Below are 12729 nucleotides of genomic sequence, written 5' to 3'. Positions count from 1 at the left end.
GAAAAGATCACCATGCTGACCTGCTATGACGCGACCTTCGCCCACGCCTGCAACGAGGCCGGTGTCGAAGTGCTGCTGGTGGGCGACTCCCTCGGCATGGTCCTGCAAGGTCACGACAGTACTTTGCCGGTGACCACCGCAGAAACGGCCTACCACGTCGCCTGCGTCAAACGTGGCAACAGCGACGCCCTGATCCTCGCCGATCTGCCGTTCATGGCCAATGCCACCCTTGAACAAACCATGACCAACAGCGCCATGCTGATGCAGGCCGGCGCGCACATGATCAAGGTTGAAGGCGCGTTGTGGCTGGCCGAGTCGATCCGTCTGCTCGCCGAACGCGGTATCCCGGTCTGCGCGCACATGGGCCTGACCCCGCAAGCAGTGAACATTCTCGGTGGCTATAAAGTGCAGGGCCGCAACGAAAACCAGGCGCGGCAGATGCGTGCTGACGCGATTTCGCTGGAGCAGGCTGGCGCGGCAATGCTGCTGCTCGAATGCGTGCCGAGTGAACTGGCCGCTGAAATCAGTCAGGCCGTGAAAATCCCGGTCATCGGTATCGGCGCCGGCAACGCCACCGACGGTCAAGTCCTGGTACTGCACGACATGCTCGGCCTGTCGATCACCGGCCGCGTGCCGAAGTTCGTGAAGAACTTCATGAATGGCCAGGACAGCATCCAGTCCGCGCTGAAGGCATACGTCAGCGAAGTCAAAGCCACCACGTTCCCAGGCATCGAACACGGATTCTCTGCATGAACACCGTCAAAACCGTACGCGAACTGCGCGCCGCCGTAGCCCGCGCCCGTAGCGAAGGCAAGCGCATCGGCTTCGTGCCAACCATGGGCAACCTGCACAGCGGCCATGTCGCGCTGATCACCAAAGCCTCGCAACGCGTGGACTTCGTGGTGGCGAGCATTTTCGTCAACCCGCTGCAATTCGGTGCCGGCGAAGACCTCGACAAATACCCGCGCACCCTTGCAGCGGATCAGGAAAAACTGCTGGAAGCCGGTTGCGACCTGTTGTTCGCGCCGACAGTTGAAGAGATGTATCCCGACGGCATGACCGGGCAGACCCGGGTCAGCGTGCCGCAACTCTCCGAAGGTCTGTGCGGCGCCAGTCGTCCGGGGCATTTCGAAGGTGTCGCGACCGTGGTCAGCAAACTGTTCAACATGGTTCAGCCGGATCTGGCGATTTTCGGCCAGAAGGACTTCCAGCAACTGGCCGTGATCCGCGCGCTGGTGCATGACCTGAACATGCCGATCCAGATCATCGGCGAGCCGACCGTGCGTGCCGCCGATGGCCTCGCGCTGTCGTCGCGTAACGGCTTCCTCAGCGAAGAACAACGTGCCGTGGCGCCGGTGGTTTACCGCAGCCTGAACGCGATTGCCGAGTCGATCAAACAAGGGGAACGCGATTTCCCGGCGTTGATCAATGCACAGTTGCAAGCGCTGGAAGCCGCGGGCCTGCGTCCGGACTATCTGGAAATTCGCCATGCGCTGACCTTGCGGCCGGCGGTGGCTGAAGATCGTGATCTGGTGATTCTGGTGGCAGCGTTCCTGGGCACCACGCGGTTGATCGATAACCTGCACCTGAATCTCGATAGCGCTGTCTAAAAAACACCGCAATACCCCCTGTAGGAGTGAGCCTGCTCGCGATGAGGGCCTGACTTTCGACATCAATGTTGAATGACAGTCCGCTATCGCGAGCGGACTCACTCCTACAGTGCTTTTCAGCGTCCTGAAAATTGCATTTCAAGCCATATTGCCGCCCTCAAAGCCTTCGGGCACACTGCCCGCCGTTCGATTCCAACCCGGGAAACCCTCATGCACGCCATCATGCTCAAGGCCAAACTGCACCGCGCCGAAGTCACTCACGCCGTGCTCGATTACGAAGGTTCGTGCGCCATTGATGGGGAGTGGCTGGACCTGTCCGGCATCCGTGAGTACGAGCAGATCCAGATTTATAACGTCGACAATGGCGAGCGCTTCACCACTTACGCCATCCGTGGCGAAGAAGGTTCACGCATGATCTCGGTCAATGGTGCCGCCGCGCACAAGGCCAAGGTCGGCGACCGGGTGATCATTTGCGCTTACGCCCATTACAGCGAAGCGGAACTGCTGAATTTCAAGCCGCGCATGCTCTACATGGCACCTGGCAATGAGCTGAGCCATACCAGCAACGCCATCCCGGTTCAGGTCGCCTGAGCCGCTGAGCATCCAGCTCACCTTCCGTTGGTCGGCCCGTTCCCGGTATCAATGTTAAAAAAGTACAGGGAACGGGTCAGACAAAGTCAAGACAGAACGCAGCGCGAGGTTTACTGTATTCGCCCTGTGTCCAGAAACCGAGGCGACACAGTTGGCCCATGCCCAATCATGGCGTGCTGGTCTGTACCGTGTTCAAAAGGCCGTTCAAGTAAAAAGGAAAACCGCAGCGATGGCGTACTACCGCACTCCTCACGACGTTACCGCTCTGCCTGCCTGGCAAGCGTTGAAAGATCACCGCCAAGCCATGCAGGATTTCAGCATGCGCGAAGCCTTCAACGCCGATCCGCAGCGCTTCAATCAGTTCACCCTCAGCAGCTGCGGGCTGTTTCTCGATTATTCGAAGAATTTGATCAACGCCGAGACCCGCAATCTGCTGGTGGGTCTGGCTAACGAAGTCGATTTGAAAGGCGCGATCAAAGCGCTGTTCGACGGCGAAATCGTCAACGCCTCCGAAGGTCGCCCGGCGCTGCACACCGCCCTGCGCCGCCCGGTCGGCGACAAGCTGTCGGTCAACGGCGTCAACGTGATGCCGGAAGTGCATAAAGTGTTGAACCAGATCACCGATCTGGTCGGCCGCATCCACGACGGTCTGTGGCGTGGTTACACCGAGAAGCCGATCACTGACGTGGTCAACATCGGCATCGGTGGCTCGTTCCTCGGCCCTGAGCTGGTGTCAGAAGCACTGCTGTCGTACGCGCAGAAAGGCGTGCGTTGCCACTATCTGGCGAACATCGACGGCAGCGAGTTCCACGAGCTGACGCAAAAACTGCGCGCCGAAACCACGCTGTTCATCGTTTCGTCGAAGTCGTTCAATACCCTCGAAACCCTGAAGAACGCTCAAGCCGCACGCGCCTGGTACCTGGCTCAGGGCGGCTCGGAAGCCGAGCTGTATCGTCACTTCATCGCCGTGTCGAGCAACAATGCGGCAGCCATCGCGTTCGGTATCCGCGAAGAAAACATCTTCCCGATGTGGGACTGGGTAGGCGGCCGTTACTCGCTGTGGTCGGCCATCGGTCTGCCAATTGCTCTGGCCATCGGCATGTCCAACTTCAAGGAACTGCTGTCCGGTGCCTACACCATGGACCAGCATTTCCAGACCGCGCCGTTCGAACAGAACATGCCGGTGCTGCTGGCGCTGCTCGGTGTCTGGTACGGCAATTTCTGGGGTGCGCAAAGCCACGCGATCCTGCCGTACGACCACTACCTGCGCAACATCACCAAGCACTTGCAGCAGCTGGACATGGAATCCAACGGCAAGAGCGTGCGTCAGGACGGCACCTCGGTGTCGACCGATACCGGTCCGGTGATCTGGGGCGGTGTCGGCTGCAATGGTCAGCACGCTTACCACCAGTTGCTGCACCAAGGCACCCAACTGATCCCGGCCGACTTCATTGTGCCGATCGTCAGCTTCAACCCGGTGTCCGACCACCATCAGTGGTTGTACGCCAACTGCCTGTCGCAGAGTCAGGCGCTGATGCTAGGCAAGACCCTGCCGGAAGCCGAGCAGGAACTGCGCGACAAAGGCATGAGCGAAGAGCAGGTGCACAAACTCGCACCGCACAAGGTGATCCCGGGCAACCGTCCGAGCAACACCCTTGTGGTTGAGCGCATCAGCCCACGCCGTCTTGGCGCGCTGGTGGCCATGTATGAACACAAAGTGTTCGTGCAAAGCGTGGTCTGGGGCATCAATGCCTTCGACCAATGGGGCGTGGAGTTGGGCAAAGAGCTGGGCAAAGGCGTTTACAACCGTCTGGTCGGCAGCGATGAAACCACTGCTGATGATCCGTCCACCCAAGGCCTGATCAACTACTTCCGCGGTCGTCACCGCGGGTAATTGGATGTCTCTGCCCACAGGATTTGGCCCAACCCAAATCCTGTGGGCAATCAAAATCCCTTGTAGGAGTGAGCCTGCTCGCGATCGCGGTGTATCAGTCAGCATTGATGTTGAATGACACACCGCGATCGCGAGCAGGCTCACTCCTACAGTTGTTTTGGGGTGCATTCAAAATCAGCTTCAGTCATCGGATTCCGAATCCGGCTTGAACCTGTCGACCGCTCGGCGCATCTTTATTCTTCGCACAACAAGAATAAGGAACCGTCATGTTCGATATCAGCACGTTCCCCAAAGCCGATGCCGTCCGCCGGGCTGCTCAGTTGAGTCAGGACGACTACCGACGCCTGTACCGCGAATCCATTGAACACCCCAGCACTTTCTGGGCCGAACAGGCCACGCGCTTCCTCGACTGGAGCACGCCATGGCAGACCGTCCAGCGCTACGACCTGAAAACCGGTGAAGCGGTCTGGTTTGCCGGCGGCCAGCTCAACGTCAGTTACAACTGCATCGACCGCCACCTCGAACAACGCGGCGATCAGACCGCCCTGCTCTGGGAGGGCGATGACCCGGCCGAATCGGCGCAAATCACCTACCGAAAACTCCACCATCACGTCTGCCGACTGGCCAACGTGCTGAAAAGCCGTGGCGTGAAGAAAGGCGACCGGGTGTGCATCTACATGCCGATGATCCCCGAGGCCGCTTACGCCATGCTCGCCTGCGCGCGGATCGGCGCGATCCATTCGGTGGTGTTCGGTGGTTTCTCCCCGGATTCACTGCGTGACCGCATCCTCGATGCCGACTGCCGCACCGTGATCACCGCCGACGAAGGCGTGCGCGGCGGCAAGTTCGTACCGCTGAAAAGCAATGTCGACAAAGCCCTGCAAAGTTGCCCGGACGTCAGCACCGTAGTGGTGGTCGAGCGCACTCAGGGCAAGGTCGACTGGGTCGAAGGCCGCGACCTCTGGTATCACCAGGCCGTGCGCGATGTCAGTGATGATTGCCCGCCAGAGCCGATGGACGCCGAAGATCCGCTGTTCATCCTCTACACCTCCGGCAGCACCGGCAAACCCAAAGGGGTTTTGCACACCACCGGCGGCTACCTGCTGCAAGCAGCGATGACCTTCAAATACGTGCTCGATTACCGCGACGGCGAAGTGTTCTGGTGTACCGCCGATGTCGGCTGGGTCACCGGCCACAGCTACATCGTCTATGGCCCGCTGGCCAATGGCGCGACCACATTGATGTTCGAAGGCGTGCCGAGCTATCCGAGCAGCTCGCGATTCTGGCAGGTGATCGACAAACACAAGGTCAACATTTTCTACACCGCCCCCACCGCCTTGCGCGCGCTGATGCGCGAAGGTGCCGAACCGTTGAAGGAAACGTCGCGCGCCAGCCTCAGATTACTCGGCAGCGTCGGTGAGCCGATCAACCCGGAAGCGTGGGAATGGTATTTCAACGTGGTCGGCGAACAGCGCTGCCCCATCGTCGATACCTGGTGGCAGACCGAGACCGGCGGCATCATGCTCAGCCCGCTGGTCAGCGCACAAAGGATCAAACCGGGTTGCGCCACCCAACCGATGTTTGGCGTGCAGCCTGTGCTGCTTGATGAACACGGCAAGGAAATCAAAGGTGCCGGCAGCGGCGTACTGGCGATCAAATCCAGCTGGCCGGCACAGATTCGCAGTGTGTACGGCGACCCGCAACGAATGGTCGACACCTATTTCAAACCTTATCCCGGCTACTACTTCACCGGTGATGGCGCGCGGCGCGATGAGGACGGCGATTACTGGATCACCGGGCGTATCGACGACGTGATCAACGTTTCCGGGCATCGCATCGGCACGGCCGAGGTGGAAAGCGCGCTGGTGCTGCACGACAGCATCGCCGAAGCCGCCGTGGTCGGTTATCCACACGACGTCAAAGGCCAGGGCATCTACGCCTTTGTCACACCAATGAACGGTGCCGAACCGAATGACGAATTGAAGAAAGAATTGCTCGCCCACGTCAGCAAGGAAATCGGCAGCTTCGCCAAACCGGACCTGATCCAGTGGGCCCCGGCCTTGCCGAAAACCCGTTCAGGCAAGATCATGCGCCGCATCTTGCGCAAGATTGCCTGCAATGAGCTCGACAGCCTTGGCGATACCTCGACCCTGGCCGATCCGAGCGTGGTGCAGGGCCTGATCGACACGCGCCTCAATCAGTAACATCCGGGTGCGGCCAAATAGCCGCGCCCGCCCCTCATTAATGAGTGCCATGGAATTTATCCGCAGCCGTATCGAAAACCAGCTCATGAGCCTGACCGGTCTGTCCCTCGGTCAGCTCGACCTGGAAAACCCCAAGGGCGATCCCGGCCTGTTCGGCCCTGACTCGATCAGTTGGCAGGTGCACGGCGATTTCAGCAGTATGCTGATCGGCGGCATCAGCGCGTTGTTGCTGCAAGCCCTGCATCCGCTGGCGCTGGCCGGGGTCTGGGACCATTCGAATTTTCGTCAGGACATGCTCGGGCGCCTGCGCCGTACCAGCCAGTTTGTTTCCGGCACCACGTTCGGCTCGCGCCGCGACGCCGACTGGCTGATCGAGAAGGTTCGCACCATTCACCTGCAAGTGGTCGGCACCGCGCCCGATGGTCGGCCCTACGCGGCCAGCGATCCGGGTCTGCTGACGTGGGTGCATGTGGCGGAAGTCAGCAACTTCCTTGCCGCGCATTTGCGTTATCGCAATCCGCAGTTGTCAGGGGCGGACCAGGATCGGTACTACGCGGAAATCGCCGTGGTCGCCGAGCGTCTGGGCGCACGCGATGTGCCGAAGTCTCGGCTAGCCGTGGCGGATTATCTGCAACGCATGCGCCCGCAGTTGCTGTGCGATGAACGCAGCCGGGAAGTCCTGCGCTTGTTGCTCGACGCGCCGGCACCGAGCGTTCTGGCGCGACCGTTTGGCGATTTGATGATGAAGGCTGGCATTGATCTGCTGCCGGACTGGGCCAGCGACATGCTCGAGGTCCGCCAGAGTTCGCTGCAACGCCAACTGATCCGCGCCAGCGTCAAACGCAGCGCGCCGATGCTGCGTTGGGCGATGCGCAATGGTTCGGTGCAGCGGGCCAAACGCCGAATGGGCTTGATCACCTGAAAGCATCGCGAGCAGGCTCACTCCTACAGGACATTCGTATGCAACATATATCCCTTGCAGGAGTGAGCCTGCTCGCGATGGTAGCCACTCGATTGCCCGCCAAGCTGCTAAACTCCCGCGCCCCAATTCTCACCAGCAAGGCGCCCGCATGTCTTCCTTGAATCAGGCGCTGCGCGCCGCCCTCGATCAACGCCAGGACTTGCTTGCCGAACTGCACAGCCAGGGCACCGACTGCTATCGACTGTTCCACGGCAGTCAGGAAGGCGCTGGTGGTCTGACCATCGACCGCTATGGTCCGCAACTGCTGGTGCAAAGCTTTCACCAGACGCTGGAGCGTGACGATCTGCTGCAATTGCATGCCATCGTCAACCAGACTCTGGGTTTCGAAACCCTGCTGGTCTACAACGATCGTTCCCGGGGCAACTCGCGTATTGACCGTGAAGACACCGTCTACCGCGCCGACGACGCGGCGCTGGCCGATCTGGTCGGTCACGAATGGGGCCTCAACTACCGCGTACGCGGGCGCCATGCCGGGCAGGATCCGCTGCTGTTCCTTGACCTGCGAAACACCCGCGGCTGGGTCAAGGAGCACGCCAAGGGCAAATCCGTCCTCAACCTGTTTGCCTACACCTGTGGCGTTGGCCTCAGTGCGGCGGCCGGTGGCGCACGCGAGGTGTGCAACCTGGATTTTGCCGAAGGCAATCTGGCGGTCGGTCGCGAAAACGGTCAGCTCAATCCGCAACTGCCGGAGATGCAATTCATCCAGTCCGACTACTTCCCGGCAATCCGCCAGCTTGCCGGCCTGCCGATCAGTCAGCGACGCGGGCAGAAACTGCCGAGCTATCTACGCCTCGAACAGCGGCAATATGATCTGGTGTTGCTCGATCCGCCGGCCTGGGCCAAGAGTGCGTTCGGCACCGTAGATCTGCTGCGCGATTATCAAAGCCTGCTGAAACCGGCCTTGTTGACCACCGCTGACAACGGCGTGCTGATCTGCTGCAACAACTTGGCAAAAGTCAGCATGGATGACTGGCGTGAGCAGGTGCTGCGCTGCGCGGAGAAGGCCGGGCGCCCGGTGCGCGAATGGAGCGTGATGACCCCGGGCGCGGATTTCCCGTCCATGGATCAACAACCGCCACTGAAAACCCTCATCCTCCAGCTCTGACCAAAAGCTGGCAACGGCGCACAACCTATGGGAGCTGGCTTGCCAGCGATTGCGGTGGATCAGACGACATCCCTGTCGAATGAAATGCCCACATCGCTGGCAAGCCAGCTCCCACAGTGTTTTGCACTATCGGAGAAGAATCTGAACAATCCTGTGCCACGCCAGGTACTTCGGAACCAGAATCGCGTGCCATACTCCAAGGCACTCCGATTCAGACAGATGAAGCCGCACATGCCCAAAGGATTGATTCGCGCGATTGGCGCCCTGTTGACTGCTCTGGCCCTCTACAGCCTGCTGGGGTTTCTGATTTTGCCGGGCATCGCCCTGCGCATCGCCAACCAGCAACTGGCCAATTACGCCACGGTGCCTGCGCATTTGCAGCGCATCGAACTCAATCCGTTCAGCCTTGAAGTCACCTTATGGGGCCTGGTCATCGGCGAGCCGGGCAAGGAGCAGATCGGTTTCGAACGCCTGTACGCCAACCTGCAACTCGACAGCCTGTGGACAAAAGCGCTGCACCTGTCCGATATCGAGCTGGAAAAATCCAAGACCGAAATTCTCTTTGCCAAAAACGGCCAGCTCAACCTGCTGGGTCTGTTCAAGCTCCCGGCCAGCGAACCGACCCCGGCCGCCCCTGACGCCAAACCGTTCCCGCTGCGTATCGACCGCATCAAACTGGCTGGCGGCGCTCTGCACTTTCAGGATGAGCGGCCCAGCGAACCGATCGAATTCCTTTACGACAAACTCGACTTCGAACTGAAAAACCTCAGCACCCTGCCCGAAGACAGCGCCGACATGACGTTGGTCGCCGCTGGCCCGGCCGGCGGGCAGATCGACTGGAAAGGCAACTTCAGCCTGATCCCTATCTCTTCCGAAGGCACCCTGAAAATCACCGACGGGCAGATGAAGTCCTTCTGGCCTTATGTGCGCGACGCCGTGCCGCTGGTGCTGGAGAACGGCGTGGTCAGCCTCAGTACCGAGTACAAACTCAATCTGTCGAAAGAAACCGAACTGCTGCTGAACAATGTCGCGGTGAGCATCGCGCCGTTTGCGATCAAGGCACCGGACGGGCGCCCACTGGCGAAGCTCGAACGCCTCGATATCAGTGAAACCACGGTCGATCTGGCCAAACAGCAAGTGGTGGTCGGCAAGATTCGCAGCCACAAACTGGAAACCTGGGCCGCTCTGGAAGCCGATGGTCAACTGGACTGGCAGAAACTCTTCGCCAGCCAACCGTCGAAACCCGCCGCCAAAGCCGCCGCCGAGCCGGCAAGTACGCCGGCCGCCGCCGACTCGCCGAAAGCTGAACCGACCGCGCCGAGCAAGCCGTGGCAAGTGCTGCTTAAAGATGTGCAACTGCGCGACTACACCGTGCATGTGGCCGACCGCTCGGCCAATCCACCGGTAGCGCTGGATGTCGGCCCGCTGAACGCCGACCTGCAGGATTTCGACAGCCTCAACGGCTCGCCTTTCAAGGTCAAGCTCGACACCGGACTGGGCAAGCAAGGCAAGGTCATGGCCGACGGCGTGGTCAATCTCGCCCCCGTCACCGCCCAGCTCAACGTGAAAACCCAGGACATCGACCTGCGTGTCGCGCAGTCCTACATCAATCCGTTCATTCGCCTGGAACTGCGCAGCGGCATGCTCGGCAGTGATCTCAAGGTCAATCTCAAGAGCACCAATCCACTGGCGCTCAGCGTGACCGGCCGCGCTCAGGTCGATCAACTGCATACTCTCGACACCCTGAAGACCCGCGACTTCCTCAAGTGGCAGCAAGTGGTCGTGGAAGGCCTGAATTATCAGCACGGTGACAGCCTGTCGATCGACAAGGTCAACCTGTTCCAGCCGTATGTGCGCTTCATGATCAACGATGATCGCACCACCAATATCGACGACCTGCTGATTCCGCAACCAGCTGACAGCGGCACAAAAACCGCCGCGGCCAAACCGGCCAGCAAAGACAAACCGCTAGGCATCCACATCGGCGGCATTGCCATCAACGATGGTTCGGCCAACTTCGCCGACTTCAGCCTGACGCCGAACTTCGCCACCGCCGTGCAGCAACTCAACGGCCAGATTGGCACCATCGACAGTCGACAGGTGAAACCCGCCACTGTCGATATCAAGGGCAAGGTTGATCGCTATGCGCCAGTGACCATCAAGGGCGCGGTCAATCCATTCGACCCGATGGCCAGCCTCGATATCACCACCAGTTTCAAACGGGTCGAGTTGACCACGCTGACGCCCTACTCCGGCAAGTTCGCCGGTTACCGCATCCGCAAGGGCCGGCTCAACCTCGACCTGCATTACCTGATCACCAAGGGCCAGTTGAAAGCCGAGAACAAAGTGGTGGTCGAGCAACTGCAACTCGGTGAAAAGGTCGACAGCCCGGATGCCGTGAGCCTGCCGCTGAAACTGGCGATTGCCTTGCTCAAGGACGTCGATGGCAAGATCTCCATCGAACTGCCGGTAACCGGCGACCTGAACAACCCGCAATTCAGCGTGATGCCGATTGTCTGGCAAACCCTGCGCAACCTGATCGTCAAAGCCGCGGCGGCGCCGTTCAAGCTGATTGGCGGGCTGGTCAGCGGTGGCGGTTCCGAAGACCTCGGCACCGTATCGTTCGCACCGGGTTCCAGCGAATTGAACAAGGATGCCGAGGCCGCACTGGTGAAACTGTCGCAAGCCCTCAAGGAACGTCCGGCCCTGCGCCTGGAAATCGAAGGCACCGCCGCGAAAAGCAGCGACGGCCCTTTGCTCGCCGAACAGCGTCTGGAACGCGAATACCAGTACAACTACTACAAGATGCTCCAGCGTCGCGGCGACAAGGTTCCCGCCCAGGCCTCCTTGCTGCAGGTACCAGACAGCGAAAAGGGTCCACTGCTGGAAGGCATCTACCGCACGCGTCTGAAAACCCAGCCACCGGCCGAATGGAAGGACTTGGGCAAGGAAGAACGCACGGCGAAAATGCGCGCAGGTGTGATCCAGTTCTGGAGTTCGAGCGATGTGTTGCTGCGGCAGTTGGGCCAGGACCGCGCCAGCAGCATCAAGGATTATCTGGTAGACAAGGGCCAACTGGCTGACGATCGCGTGTACTTCATCGACGCCAATCTTGGCGAAGCCGAAAGCGATGGTCGGGTGGTGACGCAAATGCACCTGGATGCCGAATGATGAAGGGTAAGTGGCTCGCCGCGATGGCGCTGACGCTCGTTGCAGGGCAGGCCTCAGCGTCCGATACCCTGCGCTGCGGCAGTCAATTGGTCAGCCTTGGCGACCGCGCTAGCGAGGTACTGCAGAAGTGCGGTGAACCGGTCAGCCGCGATGCACTGGGCTACAAGAGAAGCGCCAATCGTCGAGAAGAGTTTCAGGTCGAGGAATGGACCTACGGCCCGAACAACGGCATGTATCAATACCTGCGTTTTGAGGGCAACCGCCTGCGCGAGATCACCAGCAAGCGCGGTAACTGACCCGACACCCAAACCCATATGGGAGCGAGCCTGCTCGCGAATGCGTTGCGTCAGTCGACATCTTCGTCGGCTTACAGAGCGCTTTCGCGAGCAGGCTCGCTCCCACATTGTTTTTGCGTGCCAAATAAAACAGGCCCCGACACAAGTGCCGGGGCCTGTAATGGTCACATCCGTGTGACCGTTCGCATGAACTCTAAAGTTGCGGCAGACGTATTGCTCGGCCCGTCTGTCGCGCCTTCTCCCGGTCCAGGCGAGAAGTCATGCCTTACTCGGCTTTCAGGCCGTCAGCGGAGACCGCTTTGACGCCTTTGATTTTCTTGGTGATCGCTACAGCGGTGGCTTTCTGAGCGTCAGTTACAGCAACAGTCGACGACAGGGAAACGACGCCTTTGTTGGTTTCTACTTTGATGTCGGTGCCTGGGATGCCTTTTTCGGTGACCAGGTCGCTTTTCACTTTGGTAGTGATCCAGGTATCGGAAGTAGCTTCTTTAGCCTTGGTGACTTCGCCGGCGGCCAGGGTCATAGGAGCCTGGGTAGCCTGGGTGGATTGTGCAAATGCACCGGAAGCCATGGTCAGGGTCAGCGCGGTAGCAGCAGCGGCAGTGATAGCGAACTTCTTCATACGAGTAACTCCTGTTTTTCTGGAAAGTCTGCTGGATGTCTTGTCAGCAGGGTTACTGGAGATATTGCGAACGCTGTGCCAACTTTTCAAAACATATAAAATAGTTATAAATCAATATCTTACAAATAACGCAAATTTCCGGATTCATGCAAATTGCATGACATGTGCAAAATTCACATGCAAGTTGCGGTTTTTTGGAAAGTTCCTAAAGCGCTGAAATTATTGAAGCTTTTGTGAAGTGCTACGCAATGAAA

General features: G+C 59.5%; 10 protein-coding genes. 9 read left to right on the top strand and 1 reads right to left on the bottom strand.

All coding sequences use genetic code 11. The features are described 5' to 3' along the window. The 9 genes from panB to ACIONG_RS17540 all read left to right on the top strand — a co-directional run. The coding region (gene panB / locus ACIONG_RS17580; RefSeq protein ID WP_401301433.1) for a 3-methyl-2-oxobutanoate hydroxymethyltransferase at nt 1-753 on the top strand (753 nt) is incomplete at its 5' end. Further along, nucleotides 750-1610, top strand: coding sequence for a pantoate--beta-alanine ligase (gene panC, locus ACIONG_RS17575; protein ID WP_401301430.1), 861 nt, complete (start codon nt 750-752; stop codon nt 1608-1610). The genes panB and panC, both read left to right, overlap by 4 nt. A 210-nt stretch (nt 1611-1820) precedes the next feature. Continuing rightward, nucleotides 1821-2201: an aspartate 1-decarboxylase gene (gene panD, locus ACIONG_RS17570; protein WP_003228271.1), complete on the top strand. Its 381-nt coding sequence runs from the start codon at nt 1821-1823 to the stop codon at nt 2199-2201. A 229-nt stretch (nt 2202-2430) separates the two neighbouring features. After that, entirely contained in the window at nt 2431-4095 is a 1665-nt protein-coding gene (pgi, locus tag ACIONG_RS17565; protein WP_103306545.1) for a glucose-6-phosphate isomerase, read from the top strand. 266 nt (nt 4096-4361) lie between these two features. Beyond that, the gene (gene acs / locus ACIONG_RS17560) at nt 4362-6299 is read left to right on the top strand and encodes an acetate--CoA ligase (protein ID WP_401301427.1); all 1938 of its coding nucleotides are present in this window, start codon (nt 4362-4364) and stop codon (nt 6297-6299) included. Between the two features lie 49 nt (nt 6300-6348). Then, the gene (locus ACIONG_RS17555) at nt 6349-7221 is read left to right on the top strand and encodes an oxygenase MpaB family protein (RefSeq protein WP_401301424.1); all 873 of its coding nucleotides are present in this window, start codon (nt 6349-6351) and stop codon (nt 7219-7221) included. A gap of 148 nt (nt 7222-7369) precedes the next feature. Further along, nucleotides 7370-8386 (top strand): class I SAM-dependent rRNA methyltransferase, encoded by a 1017-nt coding sequence (locus tag ACIONG_RS17550; protein ID WP_103306541.1) that lies wholly within the window; start codon nt 7370-7372, stop codon nt 8384-8386. Between the two features lie 219 nt (nt 8387-8605). Next, a complete protein-coding gene (locus tag ACIONG_RS17545; RefSeq protein ID WP_401301421.1) occupies nt 8606-11557 on the top strand; it encodes a DUF748 domain-containing protein in 2952 nt (983 codons plus the stop codon). Further along, on the top strand, nt 11557-11853 hold the full coding sequence (locus tag ACIONG_RS17540; protein WP_103306539.1) for a DUF2845 domain-containing protein: 297 nt from the start codon (nt 11557-11559) through the stop codon (nt 11851-11853). The genes ACIONG_RS17545 and ACIONG_RS17540 overlap by 1 nt, the downstream gene beginning before the upstream one ends. Before the next feature lie 265 nt (nt 11854-12118). Here the strand turns inward: ACIONG_RS17540 and ACIONG_RS17535 are convergent, their stop codons facing one another. Next, nucleotides 12119-12475, bottom strand: a complete 357-nt coding sequence (locus tag ACIONG_RS17535; RefSeq protein WP_103306538.1) for a BON domain-containing protein — start codon at nt 12473-12475, stop codon at nt 12119-12121. Nucleotides 12476-12729: the final 254 nt, after the last annotated feature.

It is taken from the genome of Pseudomonas sp. NPDC087817 (assembly GCF_044742875.1).
Taxonomy (GTDB): Bacteria; Pseudomonadota; Gammaproteobacteria; order Pseudomonadales; family Pseudomonadaceae; genus Aquipseudomonas.
Note: the sequence above shows the minus strand (reverse complement) of the source record. Positions and strands in the feature narration are given on the sequence as shown.

Coding starts and splice junctions, on each gene's coding strand:
- panC (WP_401301430.1), top strand. CDS start 750: ATGAACACCGTCAAAACCGTACGCGAACTGCGCGCCGCCGTAGCCCGC.
- panD (WP_003228271.1), top strand. CDS start 1,821: ATGCACGCCATCATGCTCAAGGCCAAACTGCACCGCGCCGAAGTCACT.
- pgi (WP_103306545.1), top strand. CDS start 2,431: ATGGCGTACTACCGCACTCCTCACGACGTTACCGCTCTGCCTGCCTGG.
- acs (WP_401301427.1), top strand. CDS start 4,362: ATGTTCGATATCAGCACGTTCCCCAAAGCCGATGCCGTCCGCCGGGCT.
- ACIONG_RS17555 (WP_401301424.1), top strand. CDS start 6,349: ATGGAATTTATCCGCAGCCGTATCGAAAACCAGCTCATGAGCCTGACC.
- ACIONG_RS17550 (WP_103306541.1), top strand. CDS start 7,370: ATGTCTTCCTTGAATCAGGCGCTGCGCGCCGCCCTCGATCAACGCCAG.
- ACIONG_RS17545 (WP_401301421.1), top strand. CDS start 8,606: ATGAAGCCGCACATGCCCAAAGGATTGATTCGCGCGATTGGCGCCCTG.
- ACIONG_RS17540 (WP_103306539.1), top strand. CDS start 11,557: ATGAAGGGTAAGTGGCTCGCCGCGATGGCGCTGACGCTCGTTGCAGGG.
- ACIONG_RS17535 (WP_103306538.1), bottom strand. CDS start 12,475: ATGAAGAAGTTCGCTATCACTGCCGCTGCTGCTACCGCGCTGACCCTG.